A 23683-nucleotide genomic window follows, 5' to 3' on the forward strand; every position below is an offset into this window, starting at 1 on the left:
GCCAGGCACTATCGGGCGCCGTGGGGGCGGTGACGGGGGCACTCGGCGGTGGCGGCGGCACGGTGCAGCCGCTGGCGCCGGTACAAGGCGTGGTGAATCAGGTGACGGGGGCACTGAGCGGCGGCAATGCACGACGACGGCGCGGCCGGCATCGGCTTCGACGACGGCGGCGGTGACGCCGGCACCGGCTGCAAGCCAGGCGCCGCGCAGGAGGCGGCTAACGACGCGCCGGCGCGCGGCGTCGTCCATGCCGACCGGATGCCGTACGAATTGCATCCCATCGACCCGTCGCGGCTGCCCGATCTGCCGGCCGCCCAGGCGCTGCCGCTGCTGACGCAGCTGATGGGCGACGACCGCAACATGGTCGCCCTCGGCTGGCACTTCGTCGGCACGACCGGCCGATCGACGCCGGTGACGACGCACACGGACGCACTCGGGCTGAACAGCTTCCAGAACCAGGGTTCGAGCCTGTCGCTCAGCAATACGAACACGCTGGCGTTCACGTTTACCCACTTTTTCTCGGAGAACTGGGCGGCCGAACTCGGCGGGGGCATCCCGCCGGTACTGACGCTGCGCGGGAACGGCAGTATCGCGCTGCCGCTCGACCGGATATTTTCGGGTGTCCAGGGGCGCTTGCCGCTGATCGATCTCGCGAACACGCAAAGCAACCCGCTCGCGACCACGCGCGCGTGGCTCGGGTCCGTCGTGTTCAAGTATTACCTCGGCGAGCGCGACGATCGTTTCCGCCCGTTCGCGGGCATCGGCATCAGCTATACGCGCTTCACGAACACGAACCTGAATCCCGTGTTCCAGCGCAAGCTCGCGTCGCTCGGCGGGCTGCTCGCAGCGGGCGGGGACATCGGCAGCCTGCAGTCGCTGCTGCTCGATCCGTCGCTGTTCCAGCGCATCTGGGATGCCGGCGGCGACCTGTTGTTGTCGGGGAAGACCAACGTATCGGCGAAGGTGAAGAGCGTGTGGGAGCCGGTGTTCACCGTCGGCGCGAGCTACCAGATCACGCGCCAGTTCTGGATCACGGGCATGGTGACCTATATCCCGTTGCGGACCAAGATCACGCTGGATATCGACCAGCCGAACCGGCAGCTCGCGTCGAACACGTTCGATATCTCCGCGAACCCCGTGCTGGCCAGCGTGCTGCTCGCGTACCGCTTCTGACGGGTGTGGCGGCCCTCATTTCATGATTTTGACGCGCGACACTGGGATAATGGCGGAGTTTGGCTGCGTCAATGATGGAAGGAGGCCCCATGGGCGACAACGATACCCGCACCGAGACCGGAACCGACAACCTCACCGAGATGGAGTCGATGGAGTCGATGGAGGCGCGCCAGCGCCGTTTCGAGGAAGATCTGGTTGACGCGTACGACGAAGAGCTCGAGATGGAGCTCGACGACCGCCGCTTCGACGACAACGACGACCTGCTGTTCTCGCAGGAACGTCGCGAGGCACGCAAGGAGTATTTCCGCGAGCTGTTCCGGCTGCAGGGCGAGCTCGTGAAGCTGCAGGACTGGGTCGTGAGCACGGGGCACCGGCTCGTCGTCATTTTCGAGGGGCGCGACGCGGCCGGCAAGGGCGGCGCGATCAAGCGCATCACGCAGCGGCTGAACCCGCGGGTCTGCCGGGTCGCCGCGCTGCCCGCGCCGAGCAACCGCGAGCGTACGCAATGGTATTTCCAGCGCTATGTCGCGCATCTGCCGGCCGGCGGCGAGATCGTGCTGTTCGACCGCAGCTGGTACAACCGCGCGGGCGTCGAGCGCGTGATGAACTTCTGTACCGACGACGAATACGAGGAGTTTTTCCGTTCGGTGCCCGAGTTCGAGAAGATGCTGGTGCGCAGCGGGATCCAGATCGTCAAATACTGGTTCTCGATCACCGATCACGAGCAGGAAGTGCGCTTCCAGAGCCGGATCGAGGATCCGCTGAAGCAGTGGAAGCTGAGCCCGATGGACCTGGAAAGCCGCCGCCGCTGGGAAGCCTATACGGCCGCGAAGGAAGAGATGCTGCAGCGCACGCATATTCCGGAAGCGCCGTGGTGGGTCGTGCAGGCCGTCGACAAGAAGCGCGCGCGGCTGAACTGCATTCACCATCTGCTGCAACAGGTGCCGTATCACGAGGTGCCGCACGCGCCGATCGACCTGCCGCCGCGCGAGCATCACGAGGATTACATCCGCCGGCCGACGCCGGACGACATGATCGTGCCGGATACTTACTGAGCGGTCGTGGCGGGTTCGATGCGATGAAGGGGCGCGCCGTGCAACGCGGCGCGCGTTACTCCTGGATCAGGAACGCGGTGCGGTCGCGCCCGACGATCCATGCAGGTACGCGGCCGCGCCCGCTCCATGTCGCCCCGGTTGCCGGGTCGCGATACTTCACGCCGACAGTGAACAGCTTTGCACGATGGCTGTAGCCCTGCCCGAAGACTTCCCGTGCGGTCAGCGCGTAGCTCGTGACGAGCTCGCGCACCTGCGCCAGCACCGCGCTGCGTTCGCGGCTCCGTGCCGCCTTGATGCGCCGATCGAGTTCCGCCAGCTGGGCTTGCAGTGTCTGTACCTGATGCATGCGTCCGTTATCCCGTAGCCGAGTTTTGGATGATTGGCGACGCGTGACGAACCGCACGTCGGCACGCCCGGCCTTGGCGTGCCGCCTCGGCCGGTGGCGGTTACGTGCTGCCTGTGCCGGCCTGCGGGTAAGACGTTTGTGGCGCGAGTCGCCGGGAACCCGGTGAGATTAAGTGGCGGCGCGCGTTTTTTCTATCGGATGTATCTGATTTTTCGGCGGAATTTGCAGATAGCCGGCGCGACGGAGCGGGCGATTGCCGTTCGTCACAGATCGGGAAAGCCCGATCGCCCTTGCGTCAGGTCGAACAACTCGGTTCGCGCATTCCCGTCGGCGGTCTCGGGCAGCTTGATCACGAGCTTCACCGTCATCCCGTACGCGCTGTCCACCAGTTCATAACCCGCTTGTTCGATCCAGCGGCGCACGCGCGCCTCCTCGGGATAGCCGATCTCGATCGCGAGCCGCGTGTAGCGGATGCGTTCGATGCGCTCGGCATCGAGCAGCGCCGACGCGATTGCATCGGTGTACGCGCGTACCAACCCGCCCGCGCCCAGCTTTACGCCACCGTAGTAACGCACGACCGCGCCGAGCACGCCGTCGAGATCGTGATGGCGCAGCACTTCCAGGATCGGACGGCCTGCGGTGCCCGACGGTTCGCCGTCGTCCGACATGCCCGACTGGCCGCCCGCCAGCAGTGCCCAGCATACGTGGGTGGCGGCCGGATGCTCGTCGCGCAGGCGTTGCAGCGCCTGCATCGCCGCGTCGCGGTCTTCGACGGGAATTGCGTACGCGATGAAGCGGCTCTTGCGGATCTCGAGTTCCCGGATGTAGGTGGTGGCGAGCGAATAGATCATTGTCCGGGTGAAAAAAAGTGTAGCGAAATCAATGGCTTTTGTAGTCGACTGCTTGATTTTATGTTGATCGATGTCGGCCCGTGTAAGCAAGGCTTGCCTACAGGTAGCCTACATGGATGGGGCTGAATGAAGCGAGAGAATTTTACCGTGGCACGCGTCGATGCATTTCGTTGCGACCAGAACACGCCTCAGACCACGATGGGGGAGGCTTGAGGTCAGTACGTCGGCAAGTCCTGGCTATCGAATGTTGCGTGCGTTGATTCGAGGGGCTGCGGATGAGCCGGAGTACGCCGGCCTTGAGTCGTCGGATGCACCCGGTACAAGCGCGGGCTCCTGCATGCTTGCCCGGCAGCCGTCGCAAAGTGATCGATGCCATTAGCGGGCTTGCAGTTTCAGGATTTCCCACAAGTTTTCTGAAAGAAATGACGTGGATTGTCAATTACGCTCGTCCAGCCGAAATAGCGATCTGGGTTACGGGGGTAAAAGATGACGGTCATTTCGCGACGCGTGCGCAAGTTCGTATCGATGTATCTCGCCGGCGCACTGCTCGGTCTCATGCTGGCTGCTTGCGGTGGCGGAGATAATGAAATCGACTCGTCCGGACTGTCGAGAGTGATGCGAAATATGTGATACCCGTCACGAAGAAAATAGAGGGCAGCAAACCCGAGGGTGGTTTCCTGCTTGTTCAGGAGGGGCAGTCGGGGCAGATTACCGTGTCGAACTACGTTTCAACGCTGAGTTCGGCGGCCGGACACGCACAGCCGGTCGATCCGAAATGGGAGTTGGTCGCTTCCACCTGGGCGGCGGACGACTGGTCTCCAAATGAAAATCAGATCATAAAGATGCCGGGTGAAACGGCGATGGTCTTCAAGAAGGAATCGATCCCGAGTTCGACCGATAAGAATTTTTATCAGAATTTCAATTTCCAGTTCGGCGTGATCGATCTCGCGAACCGGATACATCTGTCCGACCAGATCGTCGTGCAATCGCAGGGGCAACCTTGTGTCGTACCTCAGTAAAGCGCGTGTTTCCGACGCAGGGGAAGCCGCATCGGAGCGACGTCGGAGTCGCCCTGATGCCGCGCAAGAGCAGGATAAAAATTCGACCCGCTCGCCGGATATTCCCGCGTCAGGCGAAAGTAGTCATGCCGGATGAGCCGCCAACGAAAACCGGCTTTCGACCGGTTTCAATTTGTGTGCAGGTTGGCTGCTTGCGTTGCGAAAAAGCTGTCGCGACGAAGGTTTAGTACCTCGTGCAGGCGCGGTATCGTGTGATGGACCGCCGGATCGAGATCGACGGGATAGGCGTCGGTGCGATAGGCGCCGCACGCGAAAGCCTCGAATATGTCCCACGTGTACGGCGACAAGTCGAAATTCGACAACCTCACCAATTGCTGCATCAGATCGAAGCCAACGGGAAGGGGGAACCTGCTCTCGAGGTACGACACCGCGACGTTCCGAGCCAATACGTCAAAAACGTCGTGGCGGTTGAGCGGTTTCGAGATATCGATGGCCTCCAGATAGCCTTGGGATATGCAGCGGGTCGTCTGAAAGTGGCGAATGATTTCGTTCATGAGCAGTGGGACCTGCGCGAAAGAATGACGTTTTCATCTGAGCGACGCAGACCCTGAACGACGATGCGGCATTGCGTCGGGGTTTGTCTGAAGAAAAGCCGCATTTTCTTGCCTGAAGGCGGCTCGATTGTTCCGCAGCACGAGGCGGTCGTCTTTCAAAAAAATCCGATGATTTTATGGAAATTTATGGTCGCCGTTAGAGGTAGGATTTTCGGCGCACGGTGCGTTGCCTGCGTTATTTTTTCGCCCGCTGATTGATTCGAAATCGGTATGTCTTGCCGCCATGAATTTGGGATTGTTAGCGTGCGGGATTCAATCGTTCAGGGCGCCGGCTTTTAATCAATCGCGGAATAGTGTTGCCCATCGACCGATGCAGGCGGCGTGTTTCCGGAAACTCGGAGAGTGGAGATGGCGGATCATCAGATTACGGGCAAGACGGTATTGATCGCGGGTGGCGCCAAGAATCTCGGTGGACTGATCGCGCGGGATCTGGCCCAGCAGGGCGCGAAAGCGGTTGCGATTCATTACAACAGCGAGCGCTCGAGGGCCGATGCGGTCGACACGATCGCGGCGATCCGGGCCGCCGGCGCCGAGGCGGTCGCGTTCCAGGCCGACCTGACGAGCGCGGGCGCGGTCGAGAAGCTGTTCACGGACACGATAGCGGCGATCGGGCGGCCGGACATCGCGATCAACACGGTCGGCAAGGTCCTGAAAAAGCCGTTCACCGAGATCACCGAGGCCGAGTACGACGAAATGAGCGCGGTCAACGCGAAGTCGGCATTTTTCTTTCTGCGGGAAGCCGGCAAGCACGTGAACGACAACGGCAAGATCGTCACGCTGGTCACGTCGTTGCTGGGTGCGTTCACGCCGTTCTACGCGGCATACGCGGGCACCAAGGCGCCGGTCGAGCATTACACGCGCGCGGCGGCAAAGGAATTCGGCGCGCGGGGCATTTCCGTGACCGCCGTCGGGCCCGGGCCGATGGATACGCCGTTCTTCTATCCTGCCGAGGGCGCGGATGCGGTTGCGTATCACAAGACGGCAGCCGCGCTCTCGCTGTTCAGCACGACGGGCCTCACCGACATCGAGGACGTCGTGCCGTTCATTCGTCATCTGGTGAGCGACGGCTGGTGGATCACCGGCCAGACCATCCTGATCAACGGCGGGTACACGACGAAGTAACGCGCCGCATTCGAAGCGGCATCGCGCGGCATCGGTGTCGCCTGGCTTTCGCTGACCGCATACCGGGTGAATCGACATGACGAAATCGACGACAGCTTGCCGCATTGCCGCGCGGCGCGTACCCGGTGCGGGCGATCGCGCCACGGGCGACGACGCGCTGCAACCGGACGCCGCGACAGGGCTGGAATGAACCCGCTGTCGTCGCTGATCCGGCTTGCGCGCGCGCCGGCCGTGTGGGTGCCGGAATACGCGCGTGTCGCGCGTGTCGAATGGCGCGGACCGCGGGTCACGGTGCGCGACGTGCGCAACTTCAGATACCGGACGCGCGACGACTGCGTGCCTGCGTACTACGACGCCACGTTCGCGCTCGATGCGGTGACGACGGTCGATCTGGTCGTGTCGCGCTGGACGGCCGAGGCGATCGCGCACGTGTTCCTGAGTTTCGGGCTGGACGACGGCCGATACGTGGCGATCTCGATCGAGACGCGCCGGCGGCACGGACAACGCTATTCGCCCTACGCAGGCTTCCTGCCGCTGTACGACCTTGTGTACGTCGTCGCCGACGAACGGGACCTGATCGGTGTGCGCAGCGATGTGCGCAAGGAGCGCGTCTATCTGTTCCGTGCGCACGTCACGTCCGACACCGCGCGCGCATTGTTTGCGGATTACCTGCGCCGCGTGCATGCGCTCGAAAACCGCCCGGAGTTCTACAACACGCTGTTCAACAACTGTACGACGAACATCCTGCGTCACGTCAGGGCGGTTGCACCTGAGGTCGGATACAGCTGGATGGTCTTGCTGAGTGGCTATGCGGATCGATACGGGCACGATCTCGGCCTGCTCGACGCATCGATGCCGTTCGACGCGCTGAAGACGGCGAGCCTGATTCGACGCCCGCCCGGCGCGACGATCGATGGCGACTTCTCCGCGGCGATCCGCGCGTCGCTGCCGCTTGCACGGACGTACGAACAATGAAGCACGCGCCCGGCCGCAGGTTCGCGACACGCGTATCGCGCAGTCGCGGCCGGCGATGATGAGGTAAGGGACCATGGTGAGACTGGTAATGCTGTTGCTGGGCGTCGACTATCTGCGCACGCGTGCGACGGGGATTGTCTGGATCGGCGTTGTGTGGGCGGTCGCGGGGATCGTCGTATTCGTCGATGCACTCGACGGCGCAATGCATTTCCCCATCACGTTGTTCGCGTGGCTGTTCCTGCTCGAAGGGCTGGCGACGCTCGCGGTTGCATGGACCGGCGTCGGCGGGCAACGCGCGCTGCGCTACGTGAAGGGCATCGCGGTCGTCGCCGCCTCGGTGCTGATCTTTGCCGGGCACCATCACGGCAACCTGATCCTGTCGATGATCTTCGGGACGTTGTTTCTCGTCGACGGGCTGCTGCAATGCGTATCCGCCTGGATCGTCCGGTATCGCCGCTGGAAGGCCGCAGTCGCGTGGGGTGTCTTCGAGATCCTGATCGCGGCGTTCTTTTACCAGCCCTATCCGACGCATTACGCGGGCACGTTGCCGTACTGTCTCGGGCTGTTCCTGATCTTCGGCGGTATCAACATGCTGACGCTCGCCGCTCGCGTGCGGCGGCTCGAGCGCAATCCGGCATTCAACGTGTCGCGGCGATCCGCGTTGCTGCCTGACGCCGATTCGGCCACGCGCGCGAGCCGGTTCGATCGCAATGAATGGGACGGCCCGCCGGCCGACCACGAGCGTGCACTGACCGTGCACGTGTGGACGCCGGCCGGTACGTCGAAGGCGCAGGCTCAGCACCATCCGGTGGTCGACCGCTATATCGCCGCGGTCGACGTCAACGGCACGATCTCGACCGGGCACGCGGCGCTCGAATCCCCGGAAGGGATCTATATCAGCCTGTATCCGGCGGCCGAGATCGACCGCTCGCCGTCGGAGTTCGGGCGCATCTTGCGCGCGACGCGCGAGAACGACGTGCCCGGCACGTTTCAACCGGACTATGCGACGGAGTCGACGGCATGGTGCCCGTCGACGGTGCGCGTGCGGATCCGCAATTACGACCCCGCGAAGCTGCACGCATTCTGGGAGCGTTATCGCGCGAATGCGACGTACAACCTCACGCACCGGAACTGTTCGAGCACCGTCGCCTACGCGCTCGAGGCGGCGATCGACGGCGCGGTCGGCCGGTTGCGCGGCGGCGGGACCGGGTGGGGCAGTTTTCTGCGCGTGCTCGTTACGCCGGAGCTGTGGGTGGCCGCGCAGATTCGCAAGCGTGCGGTGACGATGGCGTGGACGCCGGGCCTCGCGCTCGACTATGCGCGCGCGCTCAGCATGCTGGCCGATCCGCGGCCGTTCGCGTGGTGGAAGGCCGCGCGGGTGGCTGCGAGCCGGTTGTCGCAACAGCGGCGCGCATGGCGTGCGCAGGACGCGGGCGCTGCGCGGTGACCCGGGTGCGAACCGTATCACGATCAAGCTGGAGGAAGGCACACATGACGATCCGCTCGAAGCTCGCGCCAGTTGCGATGCTGCTGGCCGTCCTCGCCGCACACGATGCGCATGCGGCGCCGGACTGTGCGAATCCGCAGGATCAACGCGCGATGAACGAATGCGCGAGCCGTGGCTATGCGCGCGCGGACGCCGAGCTCAACCGTCGCTACCGCGCATTGCAGAGCCGGCTGAAGGACGATCGCGACGGTGCGAGGAAGCTGACCGAAGCGCAGCGCGCATGGATCGCGTTTCGCGACACCGAGTGCGCGTTCCAGACGATCGGCGTGGCGGGAGGCTCGGCCGAGCCGCTCGCACGCGCCGCATGTCTGGAGGAGGCGACGAAGTCGAGATCGGCCGCGCTGCAACGCTATCTCGACTGCCGCGAAGGTGAGACGAACTGTCCGGTCGCGGCGCAGTGAATCGCGCCGCGCACGGCTTACCGGTCGTTGCTGTCGCTGCGGGCCGTCGTGGCCGCGAGGCGAAGCTGACGCGGCGTGACGCCGTAATGACGCTTGATCAGCGTCGTCAGATAGCTCTGGCTGCCGAATCCGCATTCGAGCGCGATCGACAGGATGCTCGCGGACGTATGACACAGTCGCCAGCGCGCGCGTTGGAGGCGCCGTTCGATCACGTACTGCATCGGCGTGCGTGCGAACTGCTCCTTGAACGCGGCGATCGTCGCGTGTTCGCTCAGGCAGGCCAGGCGCGCGAGGTCGGCGAGGCCGATCGGTTTGCCGAGGGACTCGTCGATGAAGCGGTTGACCTTCGTTTCACACAACGTGTCGGCGAGCCCGCGGAAATCGTTGCGGATGTCGGCCGCGTTCGGATTGCGCCGGTAAGTCGCGCTCGGCGGCTCGCCGAAGCGTTGCCGATAGGTACTCACGAAGCGGTTGGACGGCGCGAAGCCAAATGCATGCAGCGTGCCGACGAAGCTGCCGTCGCCTTTGGCGAGCGCACGGCGGACGCCGTACAGCCGCCCGTCGAAAAACAGCGCGGTCGAAGGCTGGCCGGTCAGCCGGCGGATCGCGTTCTCCAGCGCGCCGGTCGGGCAGCCGAGCGCATGTGCGATCGTGCCGAGCGTCTTCCATCGCATCGGGTCGGTTTCGATCATCGCCACCGCGGAACGCGCGGTGTGTTCGGTCGCGCAGGTATCCGTCGCAAACAGTGCGCTGTAGTTGCTGCCGTGCCGCAACATCATGTGTTTCAGCATGTGCTCGTACAGTGCACGAATGGCCGCCTCCGGTGCGGGCGTCAACAGCATCATCCGGCGCAGGCAGTCCGCCGCGGCATTCCATTCGATGGCCGCGTCCGCCGCGACCGGCTTCATGTCGAACCTGACCGGCGCGGCAAGCGGCTTGCCGATCCATTGCGACACGAAGTCGTTCAGATCGCCGGCATCGACAATCACCGACAGATGGCCGATACCCTCCGGTTGCGTGACGCAGGTCGACATGCCGGTCGACGAAATCGGCATCACGTCGCCGACCGCGCATTGTGCGACCGTTCCGCCGCTCGTATAGGTCGAACCACCGCGCCGGCACGACAGGAACAAATAATTGGGACGCGGTTCCGACGAGTGGAAATGAAACGGCATCTCGTAATCGACGTCGTATATGCCGATTCCGTTCCATTCCTGGCCGCCCATATTCACGGCCTTCCGGTCCGCATGCTGCGCGCGAAAGCGGTTATCCGCATAAATCTTCTCGATGAAATCCGAAACTTCGTCCGGATCGTCGCTGTGAAAACTGTGCGTCTGGATCGGTGATTCGCTAATCATGATGGTCGGTCAGGCTTTGGGTGGCTCAATTGAATACACCGGGGAGTCAATCTGGGCTGGCAGCAGTGCAACTCACGGCCGACATCGTAGGGAAGTGCGAGCCGGTCGATAAGCCGCCGCGCTGTATACGAGGTATACAGCGCGGCGGCTGCGGTTAATCACGACGAAACTGACGCGCGGCGAAACAATTCGGTCGGGTAGCACAAAAAAGTCTGTTGTTTTTCAGTCGAGACGGCACTTTTTCATGGAGATCCCTTCGCTATTTTTACAGCTTTGAGACCAGTGCAAACAACCAACCACACCTGTACAAACACCTGGAGCAAACACGAATGAAGATTATTCCCCTGGCGCTGCTCGCTTCATCGGCATTGATCGCCACATCGGCAATCGCTGGGGATTTTTCGATCACAAGCGATCCGGACTCGGTCCATCATTTGGTGGTGACATGTCGCGACGGGGCGGGGAAATCCGGCTCGAGCCGAATTACCTTACAACCCGGACAGCGGATGGATATTGGTGATCCTGCCTGCAACACATACACCGTATCCATTTCTACTGCAAACGGTACAAAGAGCGGGCGCATTGTAAGTTACACACTCGATGCCAACCGTTCTTATTCCATATTCTGGAACGATCGATACTGGGACATTGCGTCGGATAATTGATACGAATGAAGCTCCCCGCGCCCCGGGGTTTTAAGAGACGGTTTCATAAAGTCTGCTCGGCACCCGAAGCGTGTCCGGAGACGATGAAAGCGATGCAGCCGGGCGTGCATGCGTTCAACGACCCAGCATCCGTATACGACGAAGTCGTATACGGATTCATCGGTTCACGAAGAGGATTATCTGACATGCGCGTGCATGGTATTCGAGTCCGTTGACGGTGGCGACGTGACGAAGATGCGCCGGGCACGCCTCATTCCGATTGATCGCTGTCTGCGCCACAAGAACTTATGGCAGCCGCCGAGTTAGCGGGGGGCGGCTATTCAACGGTCGTGGCCGATTAGGGTTATCGTGGCGCCCCCGATCCGGGACTGACATGAAGCGCGTACAGCTCGGAAACGCTGACCGCCTGGCGGCTGCTGTGTTCCACCGAGCCTTCGTTCGTCCACAGGAACGGATAGAAGTTGAAGCATTGATCCGTCGTCAGATGCTGGACATCAGCTTGCCAGCCTGGCCAGCGCAAGCTCGCATAGAAGTCGTGCAGCTTCTCGCTGAGCGACCACCGCACGAAGTCGCTATACCCGATCTCGAGGGGCTCCCATCTCAACGTGTCGGGTGCGAAGTAGTACACCGAACCCGTGTCATCCCCAAGTGCGCCTCCGTTCAACGCGAAGAAGCCGCCGACGGCATCGTCTGCGATCAATAGAAAGCCGGACGATCGCCCCGTGTTCCAGCCGACGATGTCTCTGGGCAGCCTGGGGTGGCCTGAACCAAGCAGACGAAGGTAGCCTCCGTCCACCAGTATGCCGCCGGTCGAATAGGCGATGGCCCCCAGGGTCGATCGGGTGGATACCTGAAGCGCTGAAAGCACTTCGCCACGCCGATCGGATGCGGGCAGTATTTCGCAAGGGTGACGGGCTGCTGCCGCCCACTCGATCAAAGTCGGGAGCGCGGATTCGCGTTCGTTGATCAGTTCGTCCAGCGGGCGCATGTTGTTCTCCGGATTGTTCAAGCGCGACATCACCGCACGCCGACCGACGAACGCAGTGCCGCACCGAGCGTGCGCAGCGCCTGCCGGGCCCGCGCATCGGTCAGGCTCGAGTAGAGCACCACGTCGCGCGTCGGCAAGGGCGGCAGCCCGTATCGCGCACCCACGTCGACCGATCCGACGGGCGCCACGCGATGCCCGAGCGCGGCGACCGCCAGCCCCGCGGATACCGCCGCGCCGATCGTCGCCACGCCGCCACCGACGAACACTTCCGTCCAGGCGACGCCGGCTTCGTCCAGTGCGCCAATCGCCATGCGGCGCACGCTGCACGGCTCGGCCTGCGTCGCGAGCCGCAGCGGTTGCGGCGGATGGTACTCGAAGTCCGTCGCGGCCATCCAGCCGAACGATTCCGACAGCAGGGTTTCACCGTCGAGCCGCCGGCTGTCGTGCTGCAGTGCGACGGCGGCGTCGAGCTGGCCGCGGTCGAACGCATCGAGCACGTCGCGCGATGCGGCGACCCGGATCTCCAGTACGAGCCCCGGTTCCGCTTCGCTCATGCGCCGAAGCAGCATCGGAAGATCGGCGCCGACGACATGATGGCTCACGCCGATCACCAGCCGCCGCTGGCCGGCGCCGAACGCGCCGATCGCACCCTGGTGAGCGGCCACGAGTTCGCGCGCCGGCTCCAGGAACGCGGTGCCGTCGGCCGACAGGCGAACCTGCCGTGGCGTGCGTTCCAGCAGGCGGCGGCCGAGGCCGTCTTCAAGCCGCTTGATCTTCAGGCTCACCGCGGACTGGGTCGTGTCCATCGCCTCGGCGGCCCGCGTGAAGCTCTTGAGGTCGGCGGTCAGCACGAACGCCTGCACGGCTTCGATGTCGAGCGTTTTCATCGCACACTCATCCATTGAGAAATGAAATCATTGAAATATTCTGCCATCGTATTTTCAAATGATTCAAGGTCTTCTACGCTGTTCTCAAGCCGTTCGGAATCTCCCTTATCTTTCCCAGGAGTCGATCATGCTGACCGCGTACTACGTGCACCGCCTGCCGGCGGACTACGACCTCGACATCATCCGCAATCGCGTGCGTGAGCGCGGCAGGCTCTGGGACGACACGCCGGATCTGGTCTTCAAGGGGTTCCTGCTGCGCGAGGCCGGCCGCCACGGCGCGACGGAAAGCGGCTATGCATCGCTTTATCTGTGGCGCAATGAGCAGGCGTTCGCCGGGTTCGTTACGGATGGCCGCTTCCAGGTCGTGACGGACAGCTTCGGACGCGCGCCGATCGACGTGCAGGTCGCGCTCGATGCGCGCAAGGGCAGTGCGTCGACGGGGCGCTTCGTGCGGCTGGAAGCGATCGATATTCCGGCGGATGCCGACCTCGATGCGACGCTGGCACAGGAGGTCGCACGCAATCGCGAAGCGGCGGCGCGGCAGGGCACCGTCGCGGCCGCCGTCAGCCTCGATCCGCTGCGCTGGCGGCTGACGCGCGTACTCGTATCGGAACACGAACCGGACGATGGCGGCGCGGGCACGGTGTACCAGGTCCTGCATCTGGCCCGGCCGTTGCTCGATACGCTCGAGGGGAGCGGGGTGTGATGACCGGCGTCGCGTCGCAAGCGCGGGCCGGGCCGGCGGATGGGGCGAGCGGCGCGGCATCGACGCGATTGCCGGCGGGTCTGGTGGTCGCCGCGCATCTGGCCGGGATGGCGGCGGGGATCGCCGCCATTGCCGTGCTCGCGACGTTGCTGGCGTTGCTGTTCCGGTAAGGTTCGCGGGGGGAATACGGTAGAGCCGCGCACGACGTGTGCGGCTCTACCGTGGGGGCATTCCTGCTCAGTGCCCCTGCAACCGGATATCCCGCGACGACGCACCCACATACACCGTTCCGCCCGGCACCACGCGCCAGCCGTTACGCGACGTATCCCACACGCTTTGCATCCGCGGCGACACGGTGACACGTACACGTCGCGTCTCGCCCGGATTCAGCCGGATCTTCTCCCAGCCGACCAGCCGCTTCGGCGGTTCGTCCTTGTACGGCACGCCAAGATAGACCTGCGGCGTTTCCGCGCCGGCGACGCGTCCGTCGTTGCGCACCGTGAACGCGACGCTCAGCGACCCGTCCCATTGCGTTGACACCGACAGCCCCGAATACGCGAAGTGCGTGTACGACAGCCCGTAGCCGAACTCGAACATCGGCTTGATGTTGCGTGCGTCATACCAGCGATAGCCCATGTTCAGCTTTTCCGCATAGACGGGATCGTTGTCGAACGCACCGTTTTGCCCCCAGGTCGGCGAATCCTGATCGCGCGCGGGGAACGTGACGGGCAGCTTGCCGGACGGGTTGACCGCACCGAACAGCACGTTCGCGATGGCCTTGCCGCCGGCTTCGCCCGGATACCACGCCTCGACGATCGCGGACACCTGGTCCTTCCACGGCATCAGCACCGGGTTGCCGCTCTGGACGACGACGATCGTGTGCGGATTCGCGCGGGCGACGGCTTCGACGAGCGCATCCTGGTTCGACGGGTTCGCGAGGCTCAGGCTCTGGAGATCGCCGAAATCCTCGCCGGCCGGCTGCGCGACCACGACGATCGCAACGTCCGAACGGCCCGCGAGTGCCGCGGCCTGGTCGATCTCCTGCTGCGTGTACGCGCGGAACGGCGATTGCTGGTCGCTGTTGCCCGCATACGTGACCTGCGCGGCCGGCGCGAGCGCACGGATGGCCGCGACGATCGGCACGTCGACCTTCAGCCACGGATTGCGCCACCAGCTGCACCCCGTCGATGACCCGAACGTCAGGCCGCCGCAGCCCGCGAACGATCCCGATACGGGGTCGCGCGTGTTGCCCGAGCCGCCGCCCGACAGCACGGCCGTGTCGGCATGGCCGCCGATCACCGCGATGCGCGCCAGCGCCGACGCGGCGAGCGGCAACTGGTTGCCGTCGTTCTTCAGCAGCACGATCGACTGCTCGGACGCGGCCTGAGAGAACCGGTTCGCGGCCGCGAAATCGATCGTGCCGCCGCCCTTGGCCGGATCGTCCATCACGCCGACGCGGATCATCACCGCGAGCTTGCGCCGCACCATGTCGTCGAGTCGTGCCGTCGACACCGAGCCGTTCGCGATGGCCTGCTTGACCGCCGCCGGCGTCAGGTACACGCTCGGCCCGACGTCTTCCTCCTCGTCGAGCCCGGCGTTGATCGCGGCGGCGGTGCTGTGCGTCGCGCCCCAGTCGGACTGCACCTGGCCCTGGAAGTCCCATTCGTTCTTCAGCACGTCGTTCAGCAGGTGGGGGTTCTCGCACGCATACGCGCCGTTCAGGCGGTTGTAGCTGCACATCACGCTGCCGGGCCGCCCGCGCTTCGCAGCGATCTCGAACGGCAGCAGGTAGAGTTCGCGCAGCGTGCGCTCGTCGATCTGCGTGTTGCCGCCCATCCGGCCGTGCTCCTGTTCGTTGCCGGCGTAGTGCTTGATGGTGGCGATGACTTTCTGCCGCTGCGTGGCGAGCGTGCGTTCGGCGAGCAGGTCGCCGGCGAGCAGCGGATCCTCGCCGAGATACTCGAACAGGCGGCCGCCACGCGGTTCGCGCGCGAGGTTGGTGCCGCCGCCGAGCCCCATGCCGAACCCTTGCGCGCGCAACTGGATCGCGACCTGCTTGCCGTAGTCGTACGACAGGCGGCGATCCCAGCTCGCGGCGACGGCGATCGTCGCAGGGAACGTCGTGCTGGCCTGCGACGTGCTGCCGGAACCCGTCGCCGAATCGACCATGTTCAGGTCGGGAATGCCGAGCCGCGGCACACCCTGGATATAGCCGGCGCCGCCGCCCGGCACCTTTGACATTTCGTATTGCGAATGAATGAATTGAAGTTTTTCGTCGAGCGTCATCTTGCGCACGAGCAGGTCCGCGCGCCGGACCGCCGCGGCCGACGCGAACGCATCGGTGGCGTCGCCCTGCGCGTTGAAATCGGCGTCGCCCGCGTAGGCGGTGGTACAGAGGGTCGCTGCCAGCACGACGGCCGGCCAGAGTGTGTCCCGCATGTTGCTCTCCATGATCGTATTGCCGGTTGTTCGGATGATGTCTGGAGCTGCGCACGTCCGGTGGATTCGCACCGGACGCATTCGGCTGGCGATGCTGGGTGGTTGCGCGTCGGCATGCCAGGCCAGGCGGGGAATCGTTACGGCCGGTTGGGCTCGACCGGTACACGCGGACGGTGACGCACGGGCCGCCCGACGCTGCCGGATCGGATGTAGCGATCCTCTGCAGCGACTAATGGTATGAATGTAGTTTGACTACAGCATCGGTGTTTATACCGATATGTCCGATCTTTCTTCGGCACGGTCGCGCAGCGGGGTGGAAAGGCGGTCATCGTTCCCGATGATGGAGGCGTGGCTGGGTAAGAAGTACCTTGTCGCAGGCGCGTTTGCGGGGAAATCGGGCGGTGCATGCGATCCGGGTCGTTGCGTGCGCATCGAATCGGGCTTCAGTCATGTCGCGCACGGTTTGTCACGAATGGCGCTTCTATTCTGGAATGGGCGAGTGCGAACGATCGTGCTCGCTCATGCTCTTCAGATTCCCCTTTTTTGACTTCTTTGCATCGCGATCGAATTGCGACGATACGGAGCGCCTGAATGACAGCAGAATTTCCGGCTACATACGTTGTAGGTACCGCAACGGGCCTGACCGCCCGCCCGCTTCTGCAGGAACTGGTCGATCTCCCGATGAGCGTGAGGCGATTCGGGGTGATGGGTGACGGTGTGACCGACGATACGGCGGCACTCCAGGTGGCGCTCAATGCCGGGATCCCGCTGTATTTCCCGCCGGGTACCTATCTGTACAACACAACGCTGACGGCAACGGCGTCGATCGTCGGAGCCGGGTGGGACTCGATCTTGCAATGCACGACAGCGCAAGGCCAGAATTCGGTGATTTACTGGCGCAGCGCCAGTAATTTCAAAATTCAGAATCTGCAGTTCTTTTCAAAGAATGCGACCGCCTACTATCCGGACGAGAATGCCGGCTCACTCAATTTGCAGGACTGCAGTCAGTTTGAAATCTCGGGGTGCAAGTTCAACAACTCGGCCGGCGGCGGCGCCATCATGCGCAGTTGCGCCAACGGGAAGGTGTTCGGCAATACGCTGCTCGATATCTGGCATGACGGCATCCATGTGACCAAGGCAAGCTCGGATATCACCATTACGAACAATGAGGTGATCAACGGCGGCGATGACGCGTTTGCGGTGGTTGGCTATTTCAACGAGGGCGTCCGGCCTCGCCGCGTCACGATCGCAAACAACCGGGTGGTAGGCACCAAATATGCGCGCGGCATCGCGATCGTAGGTGCGCAAGACATCACGGTGACCGACAACCAGATCTATAACCCGATGGCGGCCGGTATTTATGTGGCATCGGAGTTGACGAGCGTTTACCAGTCGTACGGCAATGACAACGTGACGGTCGCCAATAACGTTCTGGATACGTGCGGAGTTCAATCCAACATCGGCGCAATCGTCAATTCGCCAAACGGGCCGATCGGCTATGGCGCATTGGTCGTGACCGCGACGGCCGGATTCAATAATTCGAACATCACGATCGTCAACAACACGATCAAGAATGCCGCGGGCACGCCGATCGGTCTGTGGCAGCCGGCCGGAAACAACATCCACGTCAACATTTCTCAGAACACGATCAGCAATGCATGGGATCCGAACAACAAGAACGGATTCCCGTTGACGACGATCGCTGCGACGTCGGCATCGACGACGCTGAACTTTGCCAATACCCCTGGCGTCGCCGTCGGCATGACGGCCTGGTATTTCAACGGATCGACCAGCGTGCCGATCGGCACGGTCGTATCGGCCGGCGTATCGACGGTTACGTTAAACAAGAATGCGACCGTGCCGAGCGGCGGGACCGTGATTTTTTCCGGTGTCGGCCTGTTCGGTGCGACGATCAAGACCACCGCGTCGGCTCCGAGTGCCGCGACATCGTTGACGTTCGCCACGACGATGGGTGTGACCTATAACGACAACTATGGTTTCGGGTCACCGGGAAACGAAACGACAGGCGTGTCGGTCGGGCAGGGCGTCAGTGGACCCAACATCGCGGCCGGAACCTTCGTGATCGGCGTGACGGCGAATTTGGTGACGCTAAGCAAGCCGACGACCGGCACGGTGGCGAGCGGCACGTCCATCGTCTTCACGCCGATGGTGTGCATGACGTCTCAAACGATTGCGACCTCGGCCGCAGCGGCGGCGGGAACCAACACGCTGACGTTCACGCCGTACCCGTCGGCACGCGGTTGTGCGGTGGGGCAAGGCGTATCCGGAGCGAATATCCCGGTCGGCACGTACGTGACATCGGTTTCCGGTAACGGAAATGGCCCGACCGTTACGCTGTCCAGCAATGTCACGGGCAGCGGAATTGCCAGCGGCGCGTCGATCACGTTCACCGGGACCGGTGGACTGAGCGCCGTTTCCGGGATCACGCTTTACAACACCCGTGGATGCATCGTTTCGAAGAATCAAATGTCCGGCATTTCCAAGGACGGTATCTATGTGGACGGATCCTGCACGTCGTTCACGGAGATCAGCGGCAACACTGGGGAGAATATCGGCTGCTGCAACGGCTTTGCTCGCCTCATCACGGTCGGCGCGCTCACGGCCGGCGCGTCGCTCAAGCTGCGGGGAAACTATATGGCCCAGCCGGTCAACTATCCCCGTGCAATCGACGTACTGATCTCGTCGACCTCATGGGCCTATACGTCGTGGAGCGAAGACAACGTTGCGCAAAACGGCTTTGTCGGCTTCGGCGTGCAACTGACGCCGGTTGTGCAGACGGTGGGGGCTTCACCGTGGACGTTCGCGAACAGCAACCCGAGTGCGGTCAGCATGTCGATCGCCGGCGGCACCGTGTCGTCGATCGGTGTGTCCCGAAACGGGCAGGCCGCCTATGCGTCCGGATTGACGAACGGGTTGATCGATCTCAAGCCGGGCGACGCGATGACGGTCACCTATAGCGCCGCGCCAACGGTCACGATGATTCCCCGACTCGGGCAGTAACGCACGTCCTCAGGTCGGCATCCAGGCGGCGAGGGGAAGTCAGGATCATACCGATCCGCCGGATCAGCGGGACGGCCGCGCGGCCCGCCCGCTGTGGCTGCGAGAAGCCCGAATCAAACGCTCCGGTCGACACGGCGCATGCGACGTCTTCATCAACATTCATCAAGCGTATCCATCAACCACACCTCGAGGATCGATATGGCATTCCAGCTTCAGGATCGTGTTCAGGAAACGACGACGACTACCGGCACGGGGGCGCTTTCTCTTGCGGGGGCAATGACCGGATTCCGTTCGTTTTCGTCCGTTTGTGCAAATGCAGATACCTTCTATTACGGGTTGCAGGCCGTGACCGGTGCCGGTTCCCCGAGTGGAAACTGGGAGATCGGAATCGGCACGTACAACGTCAGCGGGAATACGCTGTCGCGGACCACCGTATTGGCGTCGAGCAACGGCGGGGCTGTCGTCAATCTCGCAGCGGGCACCACGCAGGTATGGATCGATCTGCCGGCAGCACTGCCTGCCAACTTGCCGGTCAGCGCCAAATACTTCGGCGCGAAGGGCAACACGAGGATCGTCAATGACGGGGTAACGACGTCGGGGTCGACGGCGTTGACGTCGGCGTCGGCAGCATTCACGGCTGCGGATGTGGGCAAGCGAATCGATATCGCGACGACCAATGCAAGTGGCGTCGCGACGCTTGTGGTCTCCACCACGATCGCGGCGTTCGTCAGCGCAACGCAAGTGACGCTCGCGAAAGCAGCCAGTGCCTCCGCCACGGCTGCGAATGTGGTCTACGGCAGCGACGACGGCCCGGCCCTGACGGCCTGGTTGAACTACCTGATGACCATCTGGCCGGCTAAAGGCGATCTTCCGGCCGGAGTCTACTATTCGGGTAGCGCGCTTCCAGCGATCACGAAGCCGATAGCCTTGTTCGGGCATTCGGCGCGCACCTCGATCATCCAGTTTGGCGCCGGCGTCAGCGGTCAATGCCTGACGGTGCTGAACGCGGGTTTCAATAACGAAGCGACGGATCTGCCGCAAACAGGCAACGTGTCATGGACATCCAACACGGCCGTCCTGGCCGGTTGCGTGCTGCGTGACTTTACCCTTCAGGGAAATCGCGCGTGTGCATCGCTTCAACATGGATTGGTATTGCAAGGCAACGTGGACTGGCTCGACGTCGCGCACGTGAACTGCCTGTATTTCAGGGGGGGTGGCGTGCTGTGGATGGATACCGGAAGCGGATCGACGCAAGCGCGCGCCGACGTACGCGAAGTCAATCTGGATACGATGAAGATCAGGCATTGCGGCGACCTGTCGACGAACACACCCAGCTTCGGCATCTATCTTGATGACAGTCCAGCCGCCCCCGGATCCGATTCGTCGAACCTGTTCAACCTGAACAATATCGACATCATCTTCAGCTACGGCACGGCGCTCGCCGTGCAGGACCGGCGAACGTCGAATACGGGATTTCCGCTGTACGGTATCCAGGCGCGCAACATCGTGCTGCACGATCGCATGAAAACGATGGGACTGAGTGGAGGGCGCATGTTCAGTGTCGTCGGGCAGGTCACCAACTGTCTGTTCGACATCAACTTCCCGTTGAGCGCCCGCAACGACTATGCGGCGGAGATTCTGCCGAACCCGAATTTCAATGTTTATCCGACTGACAATGAATTTACCTTTGCATTCCCGAATACGGTAAAGGGCGTGGTCATCGGGAACGTCGGCTATAACGCGATCAAGTTCAGGAACTTCTTCGGATGTGCTGAAGCGGTCTTTATCGCGACCGAGGGCCCATACAATCTACGAATCGATTGCGAGACCGACAGCGTGTTCCAGCAGATCGGCTCAGCGATCGTGCTGAACGGTACGGGGGCCGTGGCGATTCCGGGCTGGTCGTTCGGCACGACACCGAACCTGTCGATTTTCATGCCGGTCAATGCGGCCAACGGGACCGGCGACACGACGCTGGCGACGATCTTCGGTGTCACCGGCACCATTACGCGTGCCGGAAGCGTGACGGCAGGAACGGACACCTATACGTTTACGCCGTCCTTATCCAGTACGTCGTACATCCCGGCCGGTGAATACTTCTCGAAGATTTGCGTCGACGCGTCGCAAGGCAATGGTGTGGCCGGCCGCTACAAATATATTCCAGAGGACCGCTACGGGCGCGCAGTCAATAGCGCATGGGCAAGCGGGCGCCTTCTGCAAATCTGGCCCTGGCAGTTTCACATCGAGAATGCCACGGGGCTGGTTCGCTATAGCTATGGCGCGCCGACGGCTGACAGCGCCGGCAATGCAATGGCGCTTTGGTCAAACGGCTTCGTCGGCACAAGCTCGGCGCCGAGCGTGACCGGTATCAGCAAACTGACGGCGAACTATGCGTTGCCGACGACGCTGACGAACCTGACCGGCGGCATTGATGGTCAGTCGGTCAAGATCGTTGCGACCAACGGGAACTGCACGATTGCGAATAACGCGAACCTTCAGACGACGACCGGGGCGAATGTGGTCATGGCAATCGGTCAGGTTCTGACGTTCACGTTCGACGCGACGCTGAACAAATGGTGCGGCGGTTGACAACGTTGCCCTAGCCACCTGGTGACAGGGTCCTCCACCGCAACGCGCACCGATCGGTGCGCTTTTTTTTTGCAACGACGAATCCGGCGACCGCGCTCGCGGCGGCCGGGCGCCGGATTCAGGCAGTGTGGTCGGCCGGGCAGGGGCGTGATCCTCGGGGCCCGATCAGATGTTCGTATGAAGATAGGTTTTCGGTGGGGTTGCTCACATACACACGGCGCCAGGCAGTGTCCAATCAAGTATCAGCGGTTGAGCAACCCGGCCGGAGCACGACCGGCAGGGTTGCGCCAGCGCGCATTGCCCGATTCCTGTCGGGCGGCGTTCGACGCGGCGATGCATGCGTGCGCCGGTGCGCAGTACGTTGTCGTGGAGTGTGCCGGCCGACAGGATGCAGACAAGCGCGACATGGTGCCGCTCATGATGACCTGCACGGACTGACGTGCGGTGACAAGGGATGCGCGGCAATGCAGCGCGGGCCGTGCCGGCAAGCGTAATGCGGTAATCCGTCATGTTGGGCGGGTTTCTGCACTGTTTGGAAACATACGATGTCAACGACTACACAAACCATATCGAGGCTCGGTTCACCGCGACGGCTTGCGGCGGCGGTGACCGTGTGTGCGCTGAGCGCATGTGCATTTGCGCCCGGCATGACCTACCACGCGCCGGCCGAACGCGACGCGAATGCGCGCGTGGGGGGCGCCGCATCGGGCGCGGGCGGCCTCGACGGCGTGCAGAACGTGTCGAGCGAGGACCTGATCGAGATCACGCCGGCGTTTGTCGAGCAGCAGCACGCTACGCGTTCCGCCAGCGTCGACGCCGAGGTCCGGAACTTGTTCGGCACGCCGAAGGCGTACGTCATTGGTCCCGGCGACGTGCTGAACATCGTCGTATGGGATCACCCGGAACTGAACCTGCCCACAGCCCAGGCGGCGAATGGCGACAATATCGGCACCAACTCGGTCACGGCGGGCTACACGGTCGACGCGAGCGGCAACGTGCAATTTGCATACGCCGGCCTCGTACACGTGGCAGGGATGACCGAAGCGGAGGCTCGCACGGCGCTGACCAGGCGACTCGGCGAAACCGTGCGCAAGCCGCAGATTGCGCTGCGCATCCAGGCGTATCGCAGCAAGCGCGTCTATCTCGACGGCGAAGTGCGCACGCCCGGGTTGCAGATCGTCAACGACATGCCGATGACGTTGCCCGAAGCGATCGATCGCGCAGGCGGCTTCACGACCGCGGCCGATCGGTCGCAAGTCACGGTGACGCGGGGTGGCAAGACGGTGAACGTGAGCTTGCCGGCGATGATTGCGGCCGGCGTGAATCCGTCGAACATCCTGCTGCGCGACGGCGATCTGGTGCGCGTGCGTGCGACGAGCGACGCGAAGGTGTTCGTGCTCGGTGAGGTGTCGCGCCCGGCAACGTTGACGTTGACCGACGGGCGAATGAGCCTGGGCGAAGCGCTCGGCGACACGGGCGGCGTGAGTCAGTACACGTCGGACGCACGACAGATCTACGTGGTGCGCCGCGGGCCCGGCAACCGGCCGCAGGTCTATCACCTGGACGGAAGTGCGCCGGCATCGTACGCGCTCGCCGATCAGTTTGCGCTCGAGCGGCGCGACGTCGTATTCGTCGACGCCTCATCGCTGGTGCGCTGGAGCCGCGTCGTGAACCTGCTGATTCCGTCTGCGGCCCAGGGTGCGTTGACGGCCCGCGCCGTTACACCGTGAAGCGCGTACCGAATGACTTGATCGTGCAACGGTGTGGTTCAGTGTATTGAAATTGTAATGTGACGTACGGAATACGTCAGAAATGAATGATCTACTACCCGTAGACATTCGAGCGGGGCCGTCTGCCTGGCGCATCGAGGTCATCCGGCGTGAAAAATGGCGATATGACGGAATGCGAATTAAGTACATTCTCAAAAGCAATCTCAACGACGAAGAGTCCGCGGATCGGGGTGGTTC

At 63.0% G+C, this 23683-nt stretch carries 19 protein-coding genes and 1 pseudogene; 13 read left to right on the plus strand and 7 right to left on the minus strand.

Going from position 1 to position 23683, the window contains the following annotated elements:
• Positions 1 to 132 precede the first annotated feature (132 nt).
• Positions 133 to 1173: pseudogene (locus tag G3N61_RS18970) on the plus strand (OmpW family outer membrane protein); the annotation flags it as partial.
• Positions 1174 to 1262: 89 nt separating this feature from the next.
• Positions 1263 to 2228, plus strand: coding sequence for a polyphosphate kinase 2 (gene ppk2, locus G3N61_RS18975; protein WP_205823298.1), 966 nt, complete (start codon positions 1263 to 1265; stop codon positions 2226 to 2228).
• Positions 2229 to 2283: 55 nt separating this feature from the next.
• On the opposite strand, the gene G3N61_RS18980 is transcribed toward ppk2, so the two are convergent.
• Together G3N61_RS18980 and G3N61_RS18985 are read right to left on the minus strand one after the other, a co-directional pair.
• Positions 2284 to 2574, minus strand: a complete 291-nt coding sequence (locus tag G3N61_RS18980; protein ID WP_205823299.1) for an H-NS histone family protein — start codon at positions 2572 to 2574, stop codon at positions 2284 to 2286.
• Positions 2575 to 2837: 263 nt separating this feature from the next.
• The gene (locus tag G3N61_RS18985) at positions 2838 to 3425 is read right to left on the minus strand and encodes a YigZ family protein (RefSeq protein ID WP_043183437.1); all 588 of its coding nucleotides are present in this window, start codon (positions 3423 to 3425) and stop codon (positions 2838 to 2840) included.
• Between the two features lie 626 nt (positions 3426 to 4051).
• On the opposite strand from G3N61_RS18985, the gene G3N61_RS18990 reads away from it, so the two are divergent.
• Positions 4052 to 4444, plus strand: a complete 393-nt coding sequence (locus G3N61_RS18990; protein WP_205823300.1) for a hypothetical protein — start codon at positions 4052 to 4054, stop codon at positions 4442 to 4444.
• Positions 4445 to 4611: 167 nt separating this feature from the next.
• On the opposite strand, the gene G3N61_RS18995 is transcribed toward G3N61_RS18990, so the two are convergent.
• A complete protein-coding gene (locus G3N61_RS18995) occupies positions 4612 to 4998 on the minus strand; it encodes a hypothetical protein (protein ID WP_205823301.1) in 387 nt (128 codons plus the stop codon).
• 408 nt (positions 4999 to 5406) lie between these two features.
• On the opposite strand from G3N61_RS18995, the gene G3N61_RS19000 reads away from it, so the two are divergent.
• The 4 genes from G3N61_RS19000 (at position 5407) to G3N61_RS19015 (ending at position 9063) form a co-directional block, all read left to right on the plus strand.
• On the plus strand, positions 5407 to 6180 hold the full coding sequence (locus G3N61_RS19000; protein WP_205823302.1) for an SDR family oxidoreductase: 774 nt from the start codon (positions 5407 to 5409) through the stop codon (positions 6178 to 6180).
• Positions 6181 to 6366: 186 nt separating this feature from the next.
• Positions 6367 to 7155 (plus strand): DUF4105 domain-containing protein, encoded by a 789-nt coding sequence (locus G3N61_RS19005; protein WP_241017809.1) that lies wholly within the window; start codon positions 6367 to 6369, stop codon positions 7153 to 7155.
• 73 nt (positions 7156 to 7228) lie between these two features.
• On the plus strand, positions 7229 to 8602 hold the full coding sequence (locus tag G3N61_RS19010) for a DUF308 domain-containing protein (protein WP_205823303.1): 1374 nt from the start codon (positions 7229 to 7231) through the stop codon (positions 8600 to 8602).
• A 44-nt stretch (positions 8603 to 8646) separates the two neighbouring features.
• A complete protein-coding gene (locus G3N61_RS19015) occupies positions 8647 to 9063 on the plus strand; it encodes a lysozyme inhibitor LprI family protein (protein ID WP_089453148.1) in 417 nt (138 codons plus the stop codon).
• Between the two features lie 17 nt (positions 9064 to 9080).
• Here the strand turns inward: G3N61_RS19015 and G3N61_RS19020 are convergent, their stop codons facing one another.
• On the minus strand, positions 9081 to 10421 hold the full coding sequence (locus G3N61_RS19020) for a helix-turn-helix domain-containing protein (protein ID WP_205823304.1): 1341 nt from the start codon (positions 10419 to 10421) through the stop codon (positions 9081 to 9083).
• A 329-nt stretch (positions 10422 to 10750) separates the two neighbouring features.
• On the opposite strand from G3N61_RS19020, the gene G3N61_RS19025 reads away from it, so the two are divergent.
• Entirely contained in the window at positions 10751 to 11086 is a 336-nt protein-coding gene (locus G3N61_RS19025; protein WP_143331147.1) for a hypothetical protein, read from the plus strand.
• 343 nt (positions 11087 to 11429) lie between these two features.
• On the opposite strand, the gene G3N61_RS19030 is transcribed toward G3N61_RS19025, so the two are convergent.
• Positions 11430 to 12074, minus strand: coding sequence for a DUF2625 domain-containing protein (locus tag G3N61_RS19030; protein ID WP_205823305.1), 645 nt, complete (start codon positions 12072 to 12074; stop codon positions 11430 to 11432).
• A gap of 29 nt (positions 12075 to 12103) precedes the next feature.
• On the minus strand, positions 12104 to 12961 hold the full coding sequence (locus G3N61_RS19035) for a LysR family transcriptional regulator (RefSeq protein ID WP_175022212.1): 858 nt from the start codon (positions 12959 to 12961) through the stop codon (positions 12104 to 12106).
• Positions 12962 to 13088: 127 nt separating this feature from the next.
• On the opposite strand from G3N61_RS19035, the gene G3N61_RS19040 reads away from it, so the two are divergent.
• Entirely contained in the window at positions 13089 to 13667 is a 579-nt protein-coding gene (locus tag G3N61_RS19040) for a DUF4865 family protein (protein ID WP_205823306.1), read from the plus strand.
• Complete coding sequence (locus tag G3N61_RS19045; RefSeq protein ID WP_205823307.1) at positions 13667 to 13837, plus strand: hypothetical protein; 171 nt, start codon at positions 13667 to 13669, stop codon at positions 13835 to 13837. Before G3N61_RS19040 ends, G3N61_RS19045 begins: the two co-directional genes overlap by 1 nt.
• A gap of 67 nt (positions 13838 to 13904) precedes the next feature.
• Here G3N61_RS19045 and G3N61_RS19050 read toward each other — a convergent pair whose 3' ends face one another.
• On the minus strand, positions 13905 to 16106 hold the full coding sequence (locus G3N61_RS19050) for a glycoside hydrolase family 3 C-terminal domain-containing protein (protein ID WP_205823308.1): 2202 nt from the start codon (positions 16104 to 16106) through the stop codon (positions 13905 to 13907).
• Between the two features lie 591 nt (positions 16107 to 16697).
• On the opposite strand from G3N61_RS19050, the gene G3N61_RS19055 reads away from it, so the two are divergent.
• From G3N61_RS19055 to G3N61_RS19065, 3 genes are all read left to right on the plus strand, one after another.
• Complete coding sequence (locus G3N61_RS19055) at positions 16698 to 19127, plus strand: right-handed parallel beta-helix repeat-containing protein (protein ID WP_205823309.1); 2430 nt, start codon at positions 16698 to 16700, stop codon at positions 19125 to 19127.
• Positions 19128 to 19325: 198 nt separating this feature from the next.
• Positions 19326 to 21716 (plus strand): hypothetical protein, encoded by a 2391-nt coding sequence (locus G3N61_RS19060; protein WP_205823310.1) that lies wholly within the window; start codon positions 19326 to 19328, stop codon positions 21714 to 21716.
• A gap of 545 nt (positions 21717 to 22261) precedes the next feature.
• The gene (locus tag G3N61_RS19065) at positions 22262 to 23446 is read left to right on the plus strand and encodes a polysaccharide biosynthesis/export family protein (protein ID WP_205823311.1); all 1185 of its coding nucleotides are present in this window, start codon (positions 22262 to 22264) and stop codon (positions 23444 to 23446) included.
• The last annotated feature ends 237 nt before the right edge of the window (positions 23447 to 23683 follow it).

Origin of the sequence: Burkholderia sp. Ac-20349, assembly GCF_017104865.1 — a bacterium.
Taxonomy (GTDB): domain Bacteria; phylum Pseudomonadota; class Gammaproteobacteria; order Burkholderiales; family Burkholderiaceae; genus Burkholderia; species Burkholderia aenigmatica.

Excerpts from the sequence above, each read along its gene's own strand:
- ppk2 (WP_205823298.1), top strand. The coding sequence starts at position 1,263 with ATGGGCGACAACGATACCCGCACCGAGACCGGAACCGACAACCTCACC.
- G3N61_RS18980 (WP_205823299.1), bottom strand. The coding sequence starts at position 2,574 with ATGCATCAGGTACAGACACTGCAAGCCCAGCTGGCGGAACTCGATCGG.
- G3N61_RS18985 (WP_043183437.1), bottom strand. The coding sequence starts at position 3,425 with ATGATCTATTCGCTCGCCACCACCTACATCCGGGAACTCGAGATCCGC.
- G3N61_RS18995 (WP_205823301.1), bottom strand. The coding sequence starts at position 4,998 with ATGAACGAAATCATTCGCCACTTTCAGACGACCCGCTGCATATCCCAA.
- G3N61_RS19000 (WP_205823302.1), top strand. The coding sequence starts at position 5,407 with ATGGCGGATCATCAGATTACGGGCAAGACGGTATTGATCGCGGGTGGC.
- G3N61_RS19005 (WP_241017809.1), top strand. The coding sequence starts at position 6,367 with ATGAACCCGCTGTCGTCGCTGATCCGGCTTGCGCGCGCGCCGGCCGTG.
- G3N61_RS19010 (WP_205823303.1), top strand. The coding sequence starts at position 7,229 with ATGGTGAGACTGGTAATGCTGTTGCTGGGCGTCGACTATCTGCGCACG.
- G3N61_RS19015 (WP_089453148.1), top strand. The coding sequence starts at position 8,647 with ATGACGATCCGCTCGAAGCTCGCGCCAGTTGCGATGCTGCTGGCCGTC.
- G3N61_RS19020 (WP_205823304.1), bottom strand. The coding sequence starts at position 10,421 with ATGATTAGCGAATCACCGATCCAGACGCACAGTTTTCACAGCGACGAT.
- G3N61_RS19025 (WP_143331147.1), top strand. The coding sequence starts at position 10,751 with ATGAAGATTATTCCCCTGGCGCTGCTCGCTTCATCGGCATTGATCGCC.
- G3N61_RS19030 (WP_205823305.1), bottom strand. The coding sequence starts at position 12,074 with ATGCGCCCGCTGGACGAACTGATCAACGAACGCGAATCCGCGCTCCCG.
- G3N61_RS19035 (WP_175022212.1), bottom strand. The coding sequence starts at position 12,961 with ATGAAAACGCTCGACATCGAAGCCGTGCAGGCGTTCGTGCTGACCGCC.
- G3N61_RS19040 (WP_205823306.1), top strand. The coding sequence starts at position 13,089 with ATGCTGACCGCGTACTACGTGCACCGCCTGCCGGCGGACTACGACCTC.
- G3N61_RS19045 (WP_205823307.1), top strand. The coding sequence starts at position 13,667 with ATGACCGGCGTCGCGTCGCAAGCGCGGGCCGGGCCGGCGGATGGGGCG.
- G3N61_RS19050 (WP_205823308.1), bottom strand. The coding sequence starts at position 16,106 with ATGCGGGACACACTCTGGCCGGCCGTCGTGCTGGCAGCGACCCTCTGT.
- G3N61_RS19055 (WP_205823309.1), top strand. The coding sequence starts at position 16,698 with ATGACAGCAGAATTTCCGGCTACATACGTTGTAGGTACCGCAACGGGC.
- G3N61_RS19060 (WP_205823310.1), top strand. The coding sequence starts at position 19,326 with ATGGCATTCCAGCTTCAGGATCGTGTTCAGGAAACGACGACGACTACC.
- G3N61_RS19065 (WP_205823311.1), top strand. The coding sequence starts at position 22,262 with ATGTCAACGACTACACAAACCATATCGAGGCTCGGTTCACCGCGACGG.